The organism is Sphingobacterium sp. UBA6320 (assembly GCF_002440335.1).
Classification (GTDB): domain Bacteria; phylum Bacteroidota; class Bacteroidia; order Sphingobacteriales; family Sphingobacteriaceae; genus Sphingobacterium.
Window position 1 is genome coordinate 38,823 of record NZ_DJTA01000015.1, and the last position, 23,245, is coordinate 62,067.

The following is a 23,245-nucleotide window of genomic DNA, read 5'->3' on the forward strand; positions in this document are numbered from 1 at the left end:
GCTGAGGGAAGTTAAATAATTAACTTCCCTCAGCTCTTGGATATGATGCGATCTATTTAGTGATGACTATGGTGGAGACATTCTCCATCACTTCTCATTATCGTTACATCTGCGCAGCATGTGTGATTGACTTAATTTCCTGTCGTAGGCGTTCCTGATGAATTAATCGCCGCGACATTCGTTAACTTCACTTCCACTTCAAATGTTCCATCCATCAAAACACGAAATCCAAATACAGGATTGATATTATGGTTAGGATGTCCATCCATCGCTGCAAAGCGCATCGGTATACGGTAATAAATATTGTAATCCCAATTTGTCTTCCCATCATTGAATTTTGTTAGGGGAAACGGAGCTACTTCATAATCACATACCAATGCGTTGTTTGTGGCAACAACCGGATTGAAACGAACGTGCGATTCAAACGTAGGACGATCTCCACGCTTGATGACCTGTCCCGCACTTGGGTCCCATGCACGACCATTTTTATCAACAACTTTTAGGATCACACGTGCACCTTCATCAGAAACCTTTTTACAGGTCAATTTGATATTACTATTATAAGCCGGTGTAAACGTTTCTGATGCATTTGATCCCGTAAGCGAGGCATATGTTATTGCAAAAACGTCCTCGAAAAATGGTTCGATCACATGTATCTCGGCAAATGCTTTATAGATTTTGGTGCCCTTGCGATTCGTTGCCTGCAAATCAAAAGTATAGACCCCTAAAGGTAGATTTGCAGATGCGCGATTAAAACTGATCTGCCCGCTGATCGGGTTAAATTCCATTGGTGTTACCTGCTTCAACTCCCGCTTTGCTTTCAGAAGAGCGACAGTGGTATCAGTGGCAGCATTAAACGTCATTCCTTCTTTAAAAACTTCAATTTCGTAGGTCTTTGAAAATTCTGCCGGAGCAGGTTCTCCCGTCAATTTATTGCGCAGGTTGATCATCTTAAAATCAAATGGAGGCGTGGATCCATCTGCATTTATGCGGTCCGAAAGCGTAAGTGTCATTCCCCGCTTACAGTAAATCACACTGTCTCGATACCGAATGGTATCACTCAAAAATCCTTCCTCAATCTTCGAACAGGAGGAGAGGATCATACCGGCCATCACGCATAAAAGGATCGTATATCTGGTTATATTATTCTTTTTCATTGGAATATATTTTATTTTTATCGGTCATAATGCTATCATGAGCAGTATAGATCACTTTGTTGAGTTTTTACTCCTCATAATTTTATAAACACAGCATTTTAAGCTCCCAATCTTGAAGATGATCTTCAAATTAATTGGCAGCCATTTTTTCTTTATTAAAAAATAAATGATGATCACCATGCAGCACATGGATCACACCTGTGGTGGTAATAATTCCTGAAGTCTGTACATCTACGCGTTGATCCCGCTCGGCTTCTGGGATCGCATTTTGGTTTGGTTCTTCCGCATCCAGCGTTCCATTCACTTTTGCATAATATAAATAATCCACATAATCGACATAAGAGCTATAATCTCTTGTTCGCCTCAATCCCAACTGAAATCGTACCCCACTGATAGGGCCAAATAAATTGCTAAAATATGCGCCATTGACATCGAGTTTTTCGCGCTCAACCTTTCCTTTAAACATATAGATCTTCAATGAATCCAATCGTTTTGGATCAATATCATCAATGGTAAAAGAGATATTTTCATCCCCCAGCTCTGCGATACGCTGTTGCTTTTTTGCACTCACGTATGCCGCTACGCCCCAATTTGTTGTCGCATAAAAAGTGATATCACTGTTCACCAGCTCTTTTAAGTTAGCCCGATCGATGATCCGCACCAATGAATCAAATTTTGGGTGCGATGCCAGAAAATCATAGGTGGTCATATTCACTTTCGCTTGATGAATACCTCCATCGTTGATATAATCATCTTTCGTGCATGAAGTCAATATGTGAAAAAACAACAAGGCAAATGATAGATATGCACCAGTTTTTTTTATTATTTTAGTCATTATTTCTAAAGAATTTAAGTTTCTAAATATGTCATTAAATCTTTCCACGCCAGTATTCTGTCTGTACCAAAAGTCTATTCTCACTAAATAAACGAGGATCTACAGGCCAGAAAAAACCACCCTGTTTAAAACGAGCCTCGCTTAACCAAGCGATATGATCTGAGTAGGTCCGGGTGCGGATCATATCAAAAAATAGATGACCTTCCAGATACAGCTCTTTTCCGCGTTCGATCATATATTCTTTCATCACTTCGGTTTTTGCTAGATCTGGTTTTAGTAAACTTGAAGGGGCACCTCCATATCGCGTTCTTGAGGCATTGATAATGGTAATCGCCCGACTCGGATTATTCTGATAGAGCGCTATTTCCGCCTGCAACAATTTGATATCGCTCAATCTAAATAAGATTAAGTTATTACTATTATAAGGTTCAAGTTGCTGTCCTGGATTTCTAAAGACAATATTGCTATATTTAATACACACCGGTTTATTCGTTGTATAATTCACAAAATTATTTTTAAAGCGTACATCCAATGTATCCAGTCCTCGAGTTTGTACGGTTTCCCAGACCCATTGCCTAATGTCTTCATGCCAGACCCAATCCTCTTTCTCTTCGATCTTGTAAAAATGACTACTTAAATACGCTGGTTTGGTAAAGAAATCGGCTTCTGCACCATACGTTGGGATATAGCTATTGTTCAAAAATTTCATCCCAATATGAGCGCTCGATCCTTCTAATGTATTTTCACTTACATTCAATTCAAAAATACCTTCGCTCGATCTTCCTTTAAAAATATCACCATATTTAGCGGTATCTGCAAGTGTGTACCCCCCCTGAGCGAGTAAAGTATTGATCGTCGTATCCGCACTATTCACATCATTCATGATCGGATTGTTCGATGCGAGATCAGTTGTCGTCGCACGCCAAAGATACAAATGTGCCAATAGGGCATAAGCCGAACCTCTATTTGCTGTAACAGCTCGTTCTGCGACTGTTTTATAGCCCCAGCTTAACAAGTTTATTGCATGGCGACAATCTTCCTCGATCTGTTTCATGATCTCAACTCTAGAAGTACGACCCAGATGGGGCGCACTGATCGGATCATCATAAGACTCTGTCACTAAAGGAACATCTCCCCATATTTTAGTCAACATGAAATAAGAAAAAGCCCGAATAAAATAAGCTTGTCCCATAATTTTTTTACGGAAAGCTTCTGGATCTGCCTGCTCTAAGATCAAGATATCATTTGAGACCAACGGCATTTCTTTGAGAATGATATTGGACATTGCTATTGTTTTATAAAATACGGTCCAATTGCCATAAGACTGTGCAAAATAATTGCTGGTCCAATTTCCTTTTCCGATTTCGGGATGACTGTAACTATCCCGATTGATACCGATATAAATATCAGGAGTCATATCCCCATAGATATAATAGCGATTTCCAACTCCAGAAAAACCATCCATCAACGCATTTCTCAATAAGGAATAATTACCAGCGATCGCAGTTTCACCTGCTTTTGGATCTTTCCAGTATACTTCTTTGAAGGTGGAGTTTTGAGGTTCTTCTTCTAAAAATTTAGAGCACGATATGGAGCTCAAACCAATAGTCACAAGAAGTACCCATTTCCAATAATTGCTTATAAATAATATTTTCATGACGCTCTGATTAAAATTGTAATTCAACACCAAAAGTAAACTTGCTCGGGATCGGATAACCATTACCCTCATATTCACCGTAATAATTTACAGCCTCGGCATCCGGTAATCTTTTCGAACGCTGAAACATCATTAAATTATCTACGATACCATACATGCGAATACTTTTCATCCCCCATCCCGAGACTAAACGATTGGGCAGACTGTAAGAAAGACTCACACTCTTCACTCTGAAATAATCACCTTTGTCCATGAAAAATGTTTGACCAGCAACGGTATAATAGCGCCAAGATCCTAAAGGATAGGCTGGATAATCGGCTCGATCTCCCGGTTTACGCCAGATATTGATCTTACTAAAATCAGGTGTCGCATACTGCGCAAAACCATCGGTTGAATTGGTCGCTGCACCATTCTCAAATAAATCAGATTGATATAGATTGAGTACATCCCTGTCAAACAAAAAGGTGAAGAGTACCCCAACATTGAAATTCTTCCAAGTCACATTATTCGTCCAGCCACCGGTAAATTTGGGATTTGGATCGCCAAGCGGAAGTTTATCCGGATTGATGCCATCATTGAAGGGATCAATCATGTAGTCTCCATCCACATCTCTGATCCACATATCACCCGGAGCAAAGGGGCTTCCTCCAGAATTATAGCGGTCACCTGTCAGCGGATTGATTGGAATTTCATTAGAATTTGAGAAAATCCCTAAAGTTTGGTACAAGTAAAAAGTATTGATCGGGCTACCGACGGATAGAATATATGTTTTATCAAAACGGGAACCGGCGACCACCAAATCGCGACCCGAATTAGGCAGATTCATGATTTTATTTTTCACATAGGAGACATTCAATCGGCTAAACCACTGAACAGGACTTGTTCTTGGAAGCGGATTAGCCATCAGCACCACTTCAGCACCATAGTTCCTTACGCCAACCGAATTGGTCAATGCGCGATCATACCCTGTTGTGACCGGCAATGCAACATCAAATAAGGATTGTTTATTTTCCTTGTTAAAGACGTCCAGTGCAAAAGAAAAACGACCATTAGCAATTTCTCCATCCACACCAATATTCCACTGTGTCGAGCGCTCCCAGCTGATATTAGGCTGTGCTACCCCATCTACCAGATTGGGCGTTATCGCGGTGACACCATTATAAGAGGTTGCATTGTTATTTCCCCAGAAATTTCCAGCATTGACCCGATAAAGATTATATTGCAAGTAATTATTTCCGGGTAGTCCACCCGTTGTACCCAAACTAGCACGCAGTTTTAACATCGAGAACAAAGACTCTTTGTCTTTCATAAAGGATTCTTCCGAAACGAGCCATGCTACGGAAGCCGACGGAAAATAACCCCATTTATTACCGACGCCAAAGCGGGATGATCCATCGCCACGGATACTGGCAGAAACGAGATACCTAGAATCATAGTCATATGCCAGTCGCGAATAAAATGAAGCCATACTATAAGCCTGATAATCGGACCAAGCCGTCAGATAACGTTGCTGAAATCCTTGTATGACTTTGATTTGGTCTGAAGAACCATTCGAAGCACCCGCCCCCACTGACCGGTATTGATTATATTCCAGGTCACTTCCCAAGATCATGCTCAGGCTATGTTTATTAAATTCTTTATTATAACTGAAATAATTAGAAGACAACACGTTGACCTGATTATCTGAAAAGACATCTTGTCTGTTTCCTGTAAAATTAGCCACTGATGAGGGTGTGCTCACATCACGTCTACTGTTGGAATAGATATAAGAAGTTTGAGAGGTAAATTTTAACGCTTTTGAAAAATCATACCCCAGATTCAGGTTGAAGGTAAACTGATTACCCGTATTGACATCCGAATCATCATTATACATCCCCAAAAGATAATTTTTTCGGGTTTCACTGAGGTTGAAATAAGATGCAGGGGTGTATCTAGCTGTTACCCCCACTCCGCCGCCACCAGCTCGGGTGCGCTCTGTACGCGAATAAGCAACAATCGGATTGATCATCAACCGTTCATTCAGTGCCTTGGACATTAAGTTTAGCCGTGTTGAATAGCGCTTAAATCCGGTGGCTTTCACAATTCCTTTCTCGTCGTATAAGCCGGCACTGAAACGATAATTTGATCCCCCAAATCCCCCTCCACTCAGGCTCAGATCAGCATTATTGACCATTCCTTTTCGGTAGTACATATCCTGCCAATCGGTAGCACCGTTAAAAGCAGGATTTAAGCTATCTGTAAGCAAAAAAGATATATTCTGATTATCAATATCAGGTCGATATTGCTGTAATTCTTCTAAAATGCGCATTTTTTGACGTCTCTCTTCAGCTCCTATCGCTACATCTCGCAACTCAGGGCGCTGTGTCAAGCCTGAATATGCCGAAACCATCACCTGTGGTTCACGACTGATACCCTTTTTCGTGGTGATCAGGATGACACCGCTTGATGCTCTCGATCCATAGATAGCGGCAGCAGAAGCATCTTTCAGCACATCAATACTTTCAATATCCTGCGGATTAATACCTGCGATAAAATTTGTACCTGTACCTGTCACTGGAGAAGTGTATTGTTGCGGAGGCTGAGGTACTCCATCTACAACATACAGCGGGGCATTACCGACGCTAAACTCATCATACTCTCGATTTAAGCTTGTATTTCCACGTACTTGAACGGTAGGAGATGCCCCTGGTTCACCTGTAAAATTCTGCACATTTACACCCGATAGGCGTCCCTGCAGCAATTGATCAAAACTTGCCGCGGGAAGATTAGCCAATTCTTTACCCGAAATACTGGAAATGGCTGCGGTAGTTTTCTTTCTAGAGATTTTTTGATAACCGATGACGACCGTTTCATCTAAAGTGGAGAAAGTCGTATTCAGTTCAAAATTGAGCGGCGACTGTGCCTCCACTTTTAGCCTTTTTGATTCGTATCCAAGCAAGCTTGCCTCGACCATATCTCCCGGCTTTGCGACCATCGTAAACTCTCCTTTGCTATTGGTTTGTGCACTTATCTGGGTAGATAAATTTCTCAGCGTCGCTCCGACCATGGCACTTCCCGATACATCCCGGACCACACCTGTTACCTGTTGAGCAAATACATCAAACGAAAGGAGAACCACGAGGACTAATAAAAGACCTACGTTTTTCATAAATTAATTAATTTGGTTAGTTAATATTAGTTGTTTAATAGATACTCGAAGGTAAAGGAGAATCAGGTTTGAATTCAATCCGAATTTAACCAATAACACTTATATTATGATCAAAAAAAATCGTATTATGCTTAATCATAGCCCCTTATTAAAGATAAAACCGTGATCGTCTCCCGAAGATTAGACGATCACGGCTTATATTTTCCGTTGATATCACCGGATTATTGCCATATCTTGAACTGCTCAAATACACCATAACCTTCCTGATTATTGGTCGCAATCTGATACAGCCCCACACGCAACTTCTGTCCTTTCAGATCTTCACGCCGAAAGGGTGTATTCGGAAGATCGATCCATGTGATTCCATCCTGAGAACTGCGCAAGAAGAAATAACTACCCACTTTTTGTACCTGGATATAAGGTGAATACTGCAATCCCGTTCCATTATTTCCTTCCTGATGGATCTGATCGCCTATACTTCTGGCAAGATTACCCAAATTCCAACCCGTTAACACGGTATTATTCATGTAAGCATTTGGGTTTCCTATAGCCTGTATCATAATACCAGCTTCACTCGAGGTGCGGGTTTTAGAAGTTAATCCCGCGACATCTTTTACCTGAACTTCTAAGGTGAAATCCCCTTCCAATTCTTTATATATAAAAGGTGGTAACAAGGATGCATCACCCCATTTTGTATGCTTAGAGCTCAAGGTCCATTGCCCATCTACACCCTTAATCCCCACCTTTGTACTATCGGGATATACACCGACTTGATAACTGTCCCAATCCGGAATTTCTTCTTCTTCTAACGTAAAGTTTTGATCGAAATCCTTTACCCGTAAAGATGATTTCTGCTTCGGCACAGCGATCAGCTGTGCTTCACTCACATTTCCAAACTCATCTTTCGCAAAAACCGAAATGGTCTTACCCAGATGCGCACGATTAAATAAATAGTAAGGCTCTTGAATCCAACCCGAATCATATTGATCTGTCGAAAATAGATACATCAGGTCTGCTTGATCTGCACGGATCTGGACAAAGAAATCGTCATCGTTAATCCAATACGGCTTCACCGCGATATTAGGCGCATACCTGTTCAAATCAGCTGCACTTTTTGCTTTCCAGATCTGATAATTTTCCTCTATCTGGTCTATATTAAATTTTTTAGGATATGCACGAAAAAAATGAAAAGCGTGCTGAAAAACAACTTCACCATCCTTTATCCGAAGTAATTTATTGATATTTAGTACCTGATCTTGCTTACTGTTCTTATAAAACACCGTCTTGCCCTGATCATACAGTGCCAAACCATGATTCCAACGGTGGCCATCAAACCAATCAAAAGCTAAGGTGTAGGACGGCTGAGTAAGTATGCTGGTCAAAATGGGATCTTTCCATGTATCCATTTTTAGTGCAGTACGGTTACCCTGTATGACAACCTCTCCGCGATCAACCGCAACCTCATGAGCCATGATCGCACCATGATTGCGCACTTTTCTGATTTTTCCTGTAGCAAGATTATCGGTCTGTATAGCAAAAAATAATTTTTTTGGACTGGAGAAAGTCTTTTCTTCATTTATTATATCAGCAGATAAGTCGACATTGGCCATCTTAATATCTGCGATATAACCTGAAAAATGCTGATCCAATAAATCAGAAGCACCTACCACAAAATAATCGGTAGGATGAACAAATAACATGCGATTTTCTTCACGTTGCAGCTTTCCGTCAACATATATACGTTCCATATAACCGTCAAATGAGATTATTATATGATGCCATTGATCCTCCTGCGGTAGCGTCTTAAAACCCATATCTGGCCAGGCACCATGTGTAACAGCTCCTCGCTGCGCATCTTTGCCGTAGCCAACGATCGCTTTGCTGATATCCTGATTACCTTTAGACCAAGCAACCACACTTTCAAAGCGATCGATTCGTGGATTATTGATCCACATGGAGACTGTATAGGGGCTGTTGCCAGCGAGTGATTGGGGCACTTTAAATGTCGAACGAAAGGAAACTGAACCATTCAAGAAAAATGCTTTTTTCCCTTGATAGTTTTTCACATAAATAGGCTTTTCACTATCTAGGGTTCCTTGCAGTAAACCTTTGTTCTGAATCGTTGTGATACGCTCCCCTTCCTGATAGTCCTCCGCATCCATGTGGATCAAAGGACCAAAAATGGTTTCTTCAGGAGGCATAATTTGCGGAGCTGACCAGACCGTTTGCTGGTCCAGCGACTTACCATAGACCTTGATATTCCATATTCCACGAGGTAGCCCCGGCAATTGTGTCTGCAAGAGATACAAGCGTACATAGCGTGCCTTCACCTTTCCGTGGGCCAAGACCGGACTTGCCCAACGATTATTGCTGGACTGGTCATCATATATCGTCCAGGTTTTAGCATCTGTTGATGTTTCGATCCGATATTGATACGCATAAGTGGGATATTCAAATTGGATGGCAACAGTTTGTACATCTGTTATCTTTTCCAGATCGATCGTTAACCATGCTGGCTGATGGTTTTCTTTTGCTCGCCATAAAGTTCCGTTATTGTCATCCACCAAAAAAGACGCTCTAAAATCAGCATGATAAGAAGAAGACACCTGCACAGGTTTTCCGAACGCTAGATCTTCGGGATAAGGTTTCGGTTTGATGAGATCAGCAATCCCTTGATGTGTGGAAACTACTTTTTGAATATTTCCGTCAGCAGTAAAAAATAATTCATCTACTGCAACCTGACGATGAAAACCACCACCCGAATGCGGATTATTGTGCCTGTGGTAAACGATGTAATACCGGCCATCCTCCTCCAACACACTATGATGCCCCGGGCCATGGATCGTACCATCTTCATTGGTTACCAAGATGGGGTTATCAGCAGGATATTCAAAGGGTCCCATCGGGCCAACTGTACTCTTGACATATTGGACACGATAAGTATGATCTTCACAATGACCAGAAGAATACATGAGGTAATACATACCATTGCGTTCAAACATATACGGAGCTTCAAAAAAATCCTTTGCCACGGTATTGGAAATCAATTCGATCTTTTTAAAACTCTTCATATCCGGATTCATTAACCCCACGGCACACCCGTGGTCTGGATAAATCCCCCAAGTGCCCCAATACATATACATGAGTCCGTCATGATCGGTGAACGTTTGACCATCCAAGGTAATCACACCCGGAATCATATAATTGGGTATAATCGATTGATGATCATCAGCCAGGGACTGCCAAGGCCCTATCGGTGTCTCCGATACCGCACCAAATATTTCGACCGGTTGACTATAATATAAATAATATCTTCCGTCGTATCCTTTAGTCATATCGGGAGCCCAATACCAATGGGTATTGGGCCAGTTCATGGGTTGTATGGTCCAATTCTTAAAATCTGTGGAAGTCCATACCTGCGATGGTCCTGCTCCCCAACCGTTACCATCTGTCGTGGCATAGATATAATAGGTATCTCCTATTTTTTTTATCGTTGGGTCTGCAAAATATCCGGGCAATAATGGATTTAAGGTATTTGGCATTTCATGCTTTTTCAACGATTGAGCAGGTACTGAACCTATTGAGCAAGCAAAGAGTACTAAAAAGAATAATTTTTTCATGATCAGTATGTATCAAAGAGGGGTACCTCGACAAACAAAGTACCCCTCCAAGTTTTCAGTATAAATTGCAATTATTTCAATGTAACATCCAGATAAACCGAGTGTCTTCCGTAGGTCTCATAAAATGGTTTAAAATCTACCCCATCGATTTTAAACTCCAAACGTTGTGGATCACCTGAAATGGATTTGCTGATATCTTTCGCATCTAAAGTTACTTTACGCCAATCTTTTCTCGCTTCGGGTTCTTGAGCAGCTAATAAGATGGGGCCATAGAATAAACTGGCAACATTCTGTTGATCCATCACTGGATCTAAATGAAATTGGAAAGGCATTTTTAAGGTGATACGATCCCCATTTTTCCAATTACGGCTCAATTTCAAATAAGTACCTGGTTGAGCCTGCACTTGCTGATCTTGACCATTGATGGTCACAAAAAATCCGTTGGTTGCCCAGCTGGGCACACGCACATGTAGATCAAATGTTCCATTCCCTTTTATGGTCAGCTCCGTCTCGTCTTGCTTTGGAAAGCTTGTCTTCTGCTCTACCGTCAACTGGCGTTCCGTCCATTCCAAAGTTGAAGGAATAAATAGATTGACATATAAAGCCTGATCATCTTTGCTTTTAAAATAAATACTATTCTGCAATTTGGTACTACTCTCGATCGCGGTACCATTGCAGCAGGTAAAACCGGTCATATTAGCGTTGCTGAATTGCTTTTGTACGCCAGGTCTTAGCGATACATGATAGGTATTAGCCGCTGAGTTTTCAGCAACAGAAGCCAAAATATGATTGTACAATCCGCGTTCGTAATAATCCATATAAGCTGCACGTTGATCAAAAAGAAACAGGTTACTGGTTAATTTCAGCATATTGTATGTGCCGCAAGTTTCATTCTGTCCTCCTTCAGAAAAACCATTTTCATATAAGGTCGAAGGTTCTGCTGTGAACACTTCTGCATTAGCCGGATTTCGAGCCCCTGCGACTCCTCCTATACTGTACATATAATCGTTGACAGCCTTATACCAAAAGTTATCGGCTACCCGATAGTATTCAGGCAGATTGGAAGCTTGATACATCTCGATGCTACCTACAATTTGAGGGATATGTTGATTGGCATGTAATCCTCGGAACGTATCGACATTTTTCGCCAATCCATGTGCATGTTGCGCATTTCCAAAGAACATATCGATGTTGTCAAACAGTTGTGCAGTCTTCAAATAGTGTTCTTTATTCGTGATGCGGTAGAGGTGAGCCATAGTCTCATTCATTCCTCCAAATTCGCCAGCAATATAAGTACTCCACACTTGTATCAGCGTTTCCTTAGGCAATTTACTGAGACGTGCATGTACCCAATCTGCCATACCGGTCGCCACTTGAAGTGCCTTTTCATTGCCACTTACTTCATAAATATCGATCAAACCGGCCGAAATTTTATGCAAGGTATAATAGGGAGCCCAAACTTGATTTTTCTGCCCACCGTACTTGGCTCCTTTTTCCAACATGATAAATTGATCCGGTGGATAGGCACTGATATACCCAACTCCCCAATTCCAATAGTCGGTACGGATACCTTCCTGACTCAGATCCGAGTCGTAGGTTGATTTTCCAGGACCATAAGGAACCGCTGTCGCATCAGCGACTGCGGTACCTCCAGCTTGTTGCGGTTTACCCGACAATTGTGCCATTTCATATAAGGTATTGACCATATAGTTCATTTTCTCGGCAAAATTCGCTTGCAAGGTTTTATCGTATCCTGTACTGGCATACGCCTGAGCAATAGCAGTTAGGTAATGACCTGTGGCATGTCCTCTGAGTTTGGTATCCTGACTATCCCATACGCCCAAAGGTTTAGCGCCTTGAGGCTGTGGCTGCCCAAAAGCATCACGAAACATGTAAAGAAAAGAGTTGGGATCAGTAACCGCTAATGTGCTGATAAATTTATCGCGATTTTCAATGAATTTTGTTTCTTGGTTCTGCGCATCGGCCTGCAATGAAACCTGATTTAAATCAAATTTCGCCAATTTTAAGCTTGGCGCTGCTGCAGTACCTGTTTTGACAGTCACGATCGCTTTAGGTTGCAAATCTGTACCTGGGACCCGCCCTGTAATGGTATAACGACCAGCTTCCAAAACCGTACTATTATCATTTGGCGAAGGCCAAATGACACGTACTTGAGGTCCTACCATATCCTCTTTATACGTTCCTTGTACATAACTCGGTAACCGCGGCAAATCGCCTAATGCCGTTTCCACCTGTACATCTGGAACAGCAATTAAGTAAGCATTGTACAGTTGTGCTTGCGTTAAAGGGAACTCGGGCAGGTTATCCTCCACCTTAGTTACATTTACAGCAACGCTGCTCCTACCTCGCTGTGAATTGGTATAAATTCCCGTAAGCTGATTTTTACTCAATGGGACGCGATAGATCCGAAAATCATGCAACATCCCATCCAACGTGGGAGATTCTGCAAAAAGTGATTTTCCGATATACAACTGATTCTTCTCTCCTGCAGATCCAAAAACCTCCGTCAATTCACGTGGTATCTGTTTGGATTCACCAACGGGCACAGCATCGACATAAGTCAACATCGTTTTGGAAGGGATATCCACCACTATAGTGAGGTACACCCATTTATTCAAGGTTATCGATGAAGAAACTGCCCCTTTTTGGTTGTTTTTTCCTGAAGTAATTAAACTCTGAAAACCAACCTGACTTTTTGTTCCTACAGGAGCAGCGAAGAAATGTTTGCGTGCATCCTTTCCGAAGTCAAAAAATACTTGACCCTTTTTTTCCGAACGCAGATAAACCCATCCCGAAATACTCAGCGACTCCATATCGGTCAAAGCATCAGTAGGAATCTGGATAAAATCATTGCTTTCGCCAGACAACGACAATACTTTTCCAAACCGCTTATCGGTGATAAATGTCGCATTCCGGCCAGCGGTTGCATGCAGATTGTTGCGGGACCAATCTTTCAGATCCCCATTAAATACATAGCGTGCGATCATGCCCGTTTCACCGATTCCATCCAAAATCTGATCACCACTTTGCGCCTGTACCGGGCTTAACCCTTTGGTTAGGATTGTGGCGACGAGAATAAATCGTAAAAAAACTGTATAACTTTTCATTGATATAAATTGTTTTTTATCTGTAATGAAGCGATCATGAGCAATATTCATCGCCTTTTGTACGTGGATGCTCATGATGGTTTCATTGGTATATCATTACTTTGTGAGCTCGCAAGCTCGGTTTATTCTTTAAAGGCCATACTAGCCCTCAGCTCGACTTCATGAGCTACTAAGCTCAATTTTTATTCATTCCTAAAGAAATGACTGTGTAGATCTGCTTACCCTGATTAAAGTGCTCATCCTGGCACGTTGCACGGCTAAACGAAGTTTTTACATCAGTTTAAATCCCTGATTATCCTAGACCTTTGTTAATATGCGTTCCAAGCTGGAGGTTCTACCTCAAGCAAGTGTTTGACAAAATAATCGCGACGTTTCTTTTCACCAAAATCACCACCAGAAGCATGTCCCATACCTGGAACCATAATGAAGTCGTGATCTTTACCATGCTTAATCAGCTGATTGACGAACTGATAAGTCGATGCCGGATCCACATTATCATCCAACTCGCCAACGATCAATAGCAACTTTCCTTCTAATTTATACGCATTTTCGATATTGGAACATGCCGCATATTCAGGTCCGATGGGCCAGCCCATCCATTGTTCATTCCACCATATTTTGTCCATACGATTATCATGGCAACCACAAGAGGAAACACCCACTTTGTAAAACTCAGGATGAAATAACAGTGCCCCAGCAGAAGATTGTCCTCCGGCAGAAGTACCATAAATACCAACTTTTTCGATATCCATATAAGGATATTGAAGCGCGGCAGCTTTCATCCAGGCAATGCGATCAGGAAAGCCCGCATCTTTTAGATTTTTCCAAGCGACATCTTGAAATGCTTTCGAACGATTGGATGTTCCCATTCCGTCGATCTGCACCACAATAAATCCCAATTCCGCAAGTTCAGTAAGTCCTGAAGGATTAGCGGAAAATGACTTGGGTACAAAAGAGCTATGCGGACCAGCATAGATATATTCGATCACTGGATATTTTTTGTTGGGATCAAAATTTCTAGGACGAACAATAATCCCCCAAATATCGGTTTTACCATCTCTAGCAAGGGATTTAAATACTTCCGGTTTGCGCCATCCCGTGGCTTCCAGATCTGAAATATCAGCTTGTTCCAAATCCATGACGATCTGCCCATCTACAGAGCGTCGTAAGACTGTCTTTGGCGCTTGATCAACACGAGAATAGAGATCCACAAATAAGGTTTGATCGTTATTAAATGTTGCTTGGTGATTAGCCGGTTCGGGGGTGAGTTCTTTCATTCCCTTACCGTCAAAGCCAATCGAATAATAACGGATTAAGTAGGGATCCGATGCCTTATCCATACCACTGGCCTCAAAAATAATTTTTTTGCTATCCTCATCGACGTTAACGACTTTACGCACCACCCAGTTTCCTTTGGTAATCTGATGTTTCAATGCTCCAGTTCTGGCATCGAACAGATACAGATGGTTCCATCCATCACGTTCCGAGGCCCAAATGATGTCGGCTGTTTTTTTGAGATCATTCCGGTATTTTTTTCCGCTATAATCAATGAATGTAGCGCTGCGCTCAGAAATAATTGCTTTGGTTTTTCCGTCTACAGCACTCAACTCCATCACATCATAACGTTGATGACCACGTTGATTATATTCAAATGTGATTCCACTATTATCCTGCTTCCATGCGATCGCAGATAATGAAAATTGATTGTCCACCTGAGCTGGATCTACCGATATCACACGACCATCCGCTAGATGAACAATAGTAGGATAATATTGTGATAAAGCATCTCCAGGTTTATTATAGTCTCTGGTTTGTAGTTTAGGTTGCAATTGATCGACAGGAGAAGATTCCAATAAAGTCAATTGCCTAATTTCTGCCTTTCGTACTTTGGAAGCGGCCAATTTTTTTGAATCATCGGACCATTGGATACGAGCACTGTAATACGCTCCGGGGCTACCATCAAAGGTCATTTGTTTCTCGCTTTTCGAATCGCCTTTTTTGCTGATGTAAATATTACTATTTTTAATATATGCGGTATAGACCTTATCGGGAGAATCCACAGGCTCACCCTTACTATCATCCCATCGTGCTCCCCAATAGCCATCCGATCTCCGATCAGCACCTGCTGTAGGAACATCCCGCAACTTGCTCAGTTTATTTTCCTGCGCATTCCACTTCCAGACCACTTTCTCTTCGGTAAACTCCACCTCGTTTGCCGTCAGCACTTTCAGATCTCTCCCCCACAAAACGCCTAATTTCACTTCTTTGCCCAACTGAGATGACAGCTGCTTTTCAATCGCGGCAACATCGGTATCTATTTTTTTCTTGTTCAGCGCATCGACCAGATATAAGCTCCTCTTGCCATCTTTCTGCGTGACCCGGTAGGAAAAACTATCTCCTTTTTCAGACCAGATAATCTGCTGCGGTACTTGGTACACCTTAGCAAATGAACTTCTGATGTCTTTGGCTCGTTTATAATCGTCCAATGTCCCCTGCGCCATTGTCGTAAGCTGCAAGAGCAGCACTAAAGCAGCGGTAAATGTTAACTTCATAGGTATTATTTTTTATATCGTATAGATCATGCCTTTATCCATAATCAGGCATGATGAAAATAAGTAAGATTAAGTCTTCGCTTCCTTTTGTTTCACAACATAGTATAACGGAATACCCAAAAGGGTAATGATGATGCCCGGCCAAGTAAATTGTGGTTTATAGATGACCAACAAAATAATAAACGATAAGCCCATCACGATATAGATCGCCGGTATAAATGGGTAGCCAAATGCTTTATAAGGTCTTGGTACTTCGGGACGTTTATATCTTAACCAAAATATGCCGATGATGCACAACACATAAAAGATGACAACTACACAGGTAATCATATCCAACAAATCCCCGTACTTACCTGTCAAACACCATATCGAGGCAATCACCGCCTGCAACCACAAGGCATATGCCGGTACGGCATTCTTATTTAAGGTTCCCGTTTTCTTAAAAAACAAGCCATCCTTAGCCATCGAATAATAGATCCTTGCACCAGCCAGAATCAATCCATTGTTGCATCCAAAAGTGCTGACCATAATCATGATCGCCAAGATGGCGATTCCAACGGGGCCAAAGATTTCCTGTGCCACAAGCATCGCCACGCGATCTTTAGGAGCACTGGCCATTTGCTCAATCGTCAATACACCGGTATACATCAAATTGGTTAAAATATAGATCACCGTCACAATCAAGGTTCCTAAAGCTAAACTTAAACCAATGTTGCGTTGCGGATTCTTGATTTCTCCCGCTACAGCAGAAGAGGAGTGCCACGAATCACTACTGAACAATGCCCCTACTAGTGCTGCAGACATGGCACCAAACGCACCAAATGTAGCATAATCTGCTGTCGATCCATCCACATTTAACCGATGCAGGTTCCACATATGCTCCGAAGACCAGTTTTGATTCCACACCTCCAGATCAAAAGCCGCAAAACCAAAAATGACCAATAAGACCAAACTTAAGATCTTGATCAGCGTCAGCACTGTCTGTACCGTTTTACCATTTTTCACCCCTCCGGTATTGATCAAGGTGAGCAGTAAAATAACAACGATAGCCAATACTTGAGCAGATGATATATGATAATCTCCGATCACCAGCAGATAAACATCTTCATCCAGCACCGGAAACAGATAAGCCGTAAACTTAGAGAAAGCAACCCCCACAGCTGCAATCGTGGCCGTCTGGATAACCGCAAAAAAAGTCCATCCAAATGTAAAACTGACCACAGGTCCATAGGCCTCTTTCAAATAAACATACTGACCACCAGCTTTGGGGAACATGGCACTGAGCTCGCCATAACTCAAAGCTGCCGCTAAAGTCATAAATCCGCAGATCAACCATACGACCATCAGCCAACCAGCAGAACCTGTATTTCGGGCAATATCTGACGATACAATAAAGATCCCCGAACCAATCATACTTCCGGCAACCAGCATCGTGGCGTCCAATAAACCCAATGACTTTTTGAAATCTTGACTATTTTCTTGACTACTCATAGATTGAGGGTTGGATTGTGGTTATTTAAAATTATAAAATTTCCATTTCGCTTGATGGTTAGCTTCAAGCTTCTGGTTGGTCAATATTGCCCTGAGCATCTCCATGGGCAAGTAATTCTCCTTGATGACACGGTCATGAAATTCGGTATAGGACATTTTCCCCGATCCTACCAATTCATCGCTGATACTCAGCAACTGTAAACCACCGATCAAATAAGCCAACTGATATAAAGGATCATAAGAACCTTCAAACGATCGCTTCACTTCGCCATGTGCATTTGCAGGCTCATGACCGACCTTGTTGACTAAGTAATCTATACATTGCTGCGGTGTCCATTCGCCCAGATGAAATTTAATACTAAAGGTGATCCGCGCACAGCGATGCATTCTCCAAAATAACATCCCGATACGTTCTTCCGGTGTCTTTGCAAAACCCATTCTATAGAGCAGTAATTCCCAATATAAGGTCCAGCCTTCGGTCCAGAATGGTGTATTGAAATTCTGCTCACGATAAGGCTTATACCTTTTATTCATAAAATACTGTAGGTGATGGCCTGGATTCAGTTCGTGCTGAACCGTACCCAATGAAAAGTGTGGGTTATTGCCCCGCATGCTCATCATCTTCTGGTCATAAGTCATCGTATTGGTGGGATAAGAAATACTGATCTCACGTCCGCCCGTAAAAAAAGGATTGACCAATTGCCGTTCAGGAGTCATCATAATCATTCCCCAAGTCTCATCCGCCAATTCAGGAATCGCGATGAGATCATGCTGCTTGATAAACGTTTGGGCTCTGTCGTACAGTTCATTGATTAAGTCGGGCTGTCGGCCTTCCGGTACATAGGTATTTTTAACCTTTTCCTGCGCAGCTTTCCAATCGTCTCCAAATCCCATCTCACGAGAAGCTTTTAATAATTCCGCCACACACCATTCCCATTCCTGATCAGCGATCCGCAAAAGCTCATCCGCATCATAAGCAATCATTTCTTCCCGCAGCTTTTTATTGAGTGCCGCTTTTCCAATAGGCTGGCCTCCAATATGGCTGCCATCATTAAACACTTTCCAGTTGCTCTTCGCTTGCAGAGCAGCTTTGTACTGGATCAGTTTTTCGTTTAACCTTTCGTAAGATTTAGGCACCCACCACGTAAACATCGGGTCATATCCATGATAGAAGTCAAATGAACTTTCCAATCGGGTTCGCAATGATTCGACCATATTGACCAAAAAATTGACATCAGCAGATTCAATCGCTGATCCATTTTCAAGATTCTGCATCGCTTCCTCGACCTGACCGGTTGTTTTTTCTAAAACGATGGCGACATCCTTTCCTACAACAGCAGCTCCTCGACGACGCTTCTGTTCAAATTGAAGAATATTTTCAGCAAAGGGCAAGTAAGACTTCAGGTGGTTATAAGATGCTAATGATTCTTTGAGTTCTTCCTGATGTCGCTGCACTTTTTGGTTCAACAGAATATAATCAACTTGACCATTGGTATTGAGCCGTTTGTAATCAAAGTTTTTCAGTTTCGCCAAATAATCGTCATCTATCGATATCAGTCGATTGATCTGTTGGGGTGAGGCTACTGATTGCTGAAAGCCCCAGTTTTTAGGCATTGGACCGTAGAAATAATTGACAGCCTGCAGGTCATGACGATATTGAATGATATAAGGCTCAATGGGTGTCGTATGTTGGTACAAATCCATATCTTGGGCATCTGTTAGCGAAGAAGCCATACAAAGTACGCCAATGACAATAAATTGCTTTACGTTCGGGTTATTGTTGTTTTTCTTCATCATTTAGGTTTATTATGGTCTATTGGAATCGATCTGGATTAAAGCCTGTGATATCCGTTTCTGTGGGCTGATTGGACAATAGAGCCGTGATCGCTTTTCCGTAAGCAGGGCCTAGACTTAACCCCATCATACCACCTGCGCCCGCAATGCTAACATTGCTGTATTTTGAAGTTCTGCCCAAATAAGGAAGTCCATCTGGCGAACATGGTCGGTAGCCAAACCAGATATCTTGCGGATAGTCAACCTGTAGGTCAGGGAAATATTTCGGGATAGATTCGACGATTCCTTTGACCCGATTGGTATATATTTTATCATTAGCAGGACCTAATTCCATCGTTCCACTAAAGCGAATCTGATTGTTCATAGGCGTCACCGCTACACGTGCTTCCAGTAACAACGCGGCATGTACCATCTGGCTATTGTCTGTGGTATGGTGCATAAACGAATACCCTTTCCCTGGCATTAACGGCAACTGCAACTGCAATTTAGAAGCTAATGCGGGTAGCGATGCTCCTCCAGTTACGACTACTTCATCCGCATGAAACGCTCCTTTTGAAGTCACGATTTCGGATACTTTTTTACCGGAAAACTTGAATCCTGTTACTTCCGTTTGAAAGCTGAACTGGGCACCATGAGCAAGCAAATAGTCTGTTAATGTTTTCATCAATTTGGGTGGATACAAGATACCATCACATTTATACAATATTCCACCTATTGTGTCCATTCGGAGATTAGGCTCTAAGGCCTGGATACCCGCTTGATCAAAAACCTCTACATCCAATCCCAAGTTTTGAGCCTTTTCTGCCAATTCTATTTCCTCATGCGCCACGTGATTGGATTTGTAGAGCATCATAATCCCATTCTGCCTCAGCTCAAAATCAAAACCCTCCTGTTGAGCCAGTTGATCATAGTACCGGCTACTCGCAAGATTCAAATCGCGTATAGCCGCTGCATTTCGGTTGACGTGTTTTTCGTTGGCATGTTTCAAGAACTTCAGTCCCCAGTCTATCAAGGAGAAATTCAAGGAGGGTCTGACGTAAAATGGGCTCTTACTGTTCAGCATCCATTTTACCCCCTGCGCTACGATACCCGGAGCTGCCAGCGGAGTAAAATGACTAGGAACGATCATTCCTGCATTGCCATAAGAGCAATTGTCCTGCCCGTCACTTTTCTCTAAAATTTGAACTTCCCAACCATCTTGTAGCAAGTAATAAGCGGTAGACAATCCTGCAATACCTGCTCCTATGATAGCAACTTTTCCTTTATTATGTGTTGACACGTTATTTGATGTTTTAATAGTAATTACATAACTTGAAATCCTTCTTTATAGGGGTCGTCATCGTCAATAATGATCTGACTATATCCCGTAATTCTTGCCCATCCCTCTACCGAAGGAATAATCGCAGGCTGTCCGATTATGGTTGTTTCGTCCTCAATACGACCGACAAATTGCGAACCGATATAACTCTCATGCACAAACTCTTCGCCTTTTTTCAACTTCCCTTTGGCATACCACTGTGCCATACGAGCAGAAGTTCCGGTACCACAAGGAGATCTATCCAAGGCATTCTCACCTACCAACACGGCATTACGTCCCGTAGAATTAGCATGCGTAGGTTTTCCCGTCCATTGAATATGGCTGAGACCATAGATATTTTCATTTTCAGGATGAACAAATTCCGTTTGCTCATTGAGTAATCGGCGAATAATCTTACCGTAGTGGATAAGCTGACTAGCCGAAAAATCGCTGATATCTCTAAAATTTTTCTGTGGATCAACGATGGCATAGAAATTTCCACCATAGGCTACATCTGCTACAATCTCTCCCAAATCTGGGCACATCACCGTAAGTCCTTCTTTATAAAGAAAAGATTTCACATTGGTCAGCTTGACCGTTTTTACTTTTGGACCCTCTTGCACATAATCGATCAGGATCAATCCGGCTGGTGTTTCCAGACGCAACTTTCCTGGTATTTTGGGGATGACCAATCCTTCTTCAATGGCAATCGTCACGGTACCAATGGTACCATGACCACACATCGGAAGACATCCGCTTGTTTCAATATATAGGACACCGGTATCATTATTGGGATCTGTAGGTGGATAAAGAATACTCCCGCTCATCATATCATGACCACGGGGTTCAAACATCAATCCTTTACGGATCCAGTCATATTCTTCCATAAAATGCAGACGGCGCTCCATCATCGAATGGCCATTCAGCACCGGTCCCCCTCCTGCTACCAACCTAACTGGACAACCACAGGTGTGGGAGTCAATACAAAAAAATGTTTTCTTCATCAATTGCTATACAAAAATGTGCTAAATACTTGTTTTTGTCGCACTACCATCTACGATACGTGAAATGCCTAGTGTATTCTCATTTTTCAGCTCCACAGGCAAAAATTCATTGGGCCAATTCTGAAACGATAAAGGTCGTACAAAACGCTTCACCGCATCTGGTCCTACAGAAGTAAATCTAGGATCCGTACAGGAAGGAAAAGGACCGCCATGCTGCATCGCATAAACTACCTCTACTCCAGTTGGCATTCCATTAAATAAAAGTCGACCCGCCTTATCTTTCACGACATTGAAAACATCATGATGCTCCTGCACATCTTGCGCAGTACCCGCAATGGTAATGGTCAATTGACCTTTAAGTTCCTGCGCAATAGTCAGTACTTCTTCTGCACTGTCCGCTTCCACCAATACCGCAAAAGGACCAAACACTTCCTCGCTCAATACCTGATTTTTCAAAAAATTGCTTGCCGAGGTACTGATGATTCTTGCGCGACCTTGTCCCTGGCTAGCTTCTATCCCCGATTCGGCGATTACCGTGACCGCTTCTTGGTTACTTAATGTTGTCTTATTTTTTTCAAAATGCGTATAGATACCCGAATTAAGCATTGTACTTGGTGGGATTGCCCCAATTTCTAACGCCAGTGCATTTTTGAAGCGATCTAAGCCATCGCCTTTAACCGCGATAAATACACCTGGATTGGTACAAAACTGTCCCACACCCATGGTGAGTGAACTCGCGTATTCCTTAGCCAATGCTTCAGCACGCTCTTGCAGCATATCCGTAAAGGCAAACACCGGATTGATACTGCCCATTTCGGCAAATACCGGAATCGGTTCTTCGCGTTGATTGGCGATATCAAACAAAGCTTTCCCGCCCCAATAAGATCCTGTAAAACCGACCGCTTTTACAAGAGGATGACCCGTGAGATAGGCCCCTATTTTGGTATCAGTTCCTTCGATATTGGCTCCAAGAATATGGCTAAACACCCCCTCTGGCCAGCCGAATTCTTTGACAACAGCAGCGATGGCTTCGGCCATTATCGTAGACGTACGGGTATGTCCCGAATGGCCTTTCACGATCACTGGACAACCTGCACCGATGGCACTTGCGGTATCTCCACCGGCAGTAGAAAAGGCAAATGGAAAGTTACTTGCTCCAAATACAACTACTGGACCTATACCCAAATTAAATTTCCGAATATCATTTTTACCTGTTTCACTATTTGCTAAATCAATGCGAGCTTCGGTGTAAATCCCTAGTGCTACGGCATTGGCATAACTGCGCCATTGTCCTACTGTGCGCGCCTTCTCTCCTGTGAGGCGGGCCAAAGGCAGTGCGGTCTCTGCATGAGCAGTCTCCAACAGCTCCGGTCCTAGCTTTTCAATTTTATCCGCAACAGCATGCATAAATACGGCACGCTCACCGATCGTCGTGGATTTCAAAAATTGAAATGCTTCTGCCGCTATGCGAACACGCTCATCTAAAAATACTTGTGATTGATTCATTATATATCGGAATTTTTCTTTACAAAACGAACTGTAGGCGAATAGTATCCACCAAT

At 42.3% G+C, this 23,245-nt stretch carries 12 protein-coding genes; all 12 read right to left on the reverse strand.

Going from position 1 to position 23,245, the window contains the following annotated elements; translation table 11 throughout:
• Nucleotides 1-131: 131 nt before the first annotated feature.
• Nucleotides 132-1,157, reverse strand: a complete 1,026-nt coding sequence (locus tag B3P23_RS09395) for a DUF5007 domain-containing protein (protein ID WP_293925499.1) — start codon at nucleotides 1,155-1,157, stop codon at nucleotides 132-134.
• A gap of 130 nt (nucleotides 1,158-1,287) precedes the next feature.
• Nucleotides 1,288-1,992 carry a hypothetical protein gene (locus tag B3P23_RS09400; RefSeq protein WP_260947952.1) on the reverse strand — a complete coding sequence of 235 codons (705 nt, stop codon included), beginning with the start codon at nucleotides 1,990-1,992 and terminating at the stop codon, nucleotides 1,288-1,290.
• A gap of 34 nt (nucleotides 1,993-2,026) precedes the next feature.
• On the reverse strand, nucleotides 2,027-3,649 hold the full coding sequence (locus B3P23_RS09405; protein ID WP_293925500.1) for a RagB/SusD family nutrient uptake outer membrane protein: 1,623 nt from the start codon (nucleotides 3,647-3,649) through the stop codon (nucleotides 2,027-2,029).
• Nucleotides 3,650-3,659: 10 nt separating this feature from the next.
• Complete coding sequence (locus B3P23_RS09410; RefSeq protein WP_293925501.1) at nucleotides 3,660-6,797, reverse strand: SusC/RagA family TonB-linked outer membrane protein; 3,138 nt, start codon at nucleotides 6,795-6,797, stop codon at nucleotides 3,660-3,662.
• A gap of 221 nt (nucleotides 6,798-7,018) precedes the next feature.
• A complete protein-coding gene (locus B3P23_RS09415; RefSeq protein WP_293925502.1) occupies nucleotides 7,019-10,417 on the reverse strand; it encodes a family 43 glycosylhydrolase in 3,399 nt (1,132 codons plus the stop codon).
• A gap of 71 nt (nucleotides 10,418-10,488) precedes the next feature.
• Nucleotides 10,489-13,620 (reverse strand): beta-L-arabinofuranosidase domain-containing protein, encoded by a 3,132-nt coding sequence (locus B3P23_RS09420; RefSeq protein ID WP_293925503.1) that lies wholly within the window; start codon nucleotides 13,618-13,620, stop codon nucleotides 10,489-10,491.
• A gap of 233 nt (nucleotides 13,621-13,853) precedes the next feature.
• On the reverse strand, nucleotides 13,854-16,097 hold the full coding sequence (locus B3P23_RS09425) for a S9 family peptidase (RefSeq protein WP_293925504.1): 2,244 nt from the start codon (nucleotides 16,095-16,097) through the stop codon (nucleotides 13,854-13,856).
• Between the two features lie 69 nt (nucleotides 16,098-16,166).
• Complete coding sequence (locus B3P23_RS09430) at nucleotides 16,167-17,588, reverse strand: APC family permease (RefSeq protein WP_293925505.1); 1,422 nt, start codon at nucleotides 17,586-17,588, stop codon at nucleotides 16,167-16,169.
• A 21-nt stretch (nucleotides 17,589-17,609) separates the two neighbouring features.
• Complete coding sequence (locus B3P23_RS09435; RefSeq protein WP_293925506.1) at nucleotides 17,610-19,385, reverse strand: DUF885 family protein; 1,776 nt, start codon at nucleotides 19,383-19,385, stop codon at nucleotides 17,610-17,612.
• A 16-nt stretch (nucleotides 19,386-19,401) separates the two neighbouring features.
• On the reverse strand, nucleotides 19,402-20,661 hold the full coding sequence (locus B3P23_RS09440) for an NAD(P)/FAD-dependent oxidoreductase (RefSeq protein ID WP_293925507.1): 1,260 nt from the start codon (nucleotides 20,659-20,661) through the stop codon (nucleotides 19,402-19,404).
• Between the two features lie 23 nt (nucleotides 20,662-20,684).
• Entirely contained in the window at nucleotides 20,685-21,683 is a 999-nt protein-coding gene (locus B3P23_RS09445) for a 4-hydroxyproline epimerase (RefSeq protein WP_293925508.1), read from the reverse strand.
• A gap of 21 nt (nucleotides 21,684-21,704) precedes the next feature.
• Complete coding sequence (locus B3P23_RS09450; protein ID WP_293925509.1) at nucleotides 21,705-23,189, reverse strand: aldehyde dehydrogenase (NADP(+)); 1,485 nt, start codon at nucleotides 23,187-23,189, stop codon at nucleotides 21,705-21,707.
• Nucleotides 23,190-23,245: the final 56 nt, after the last annotated feature.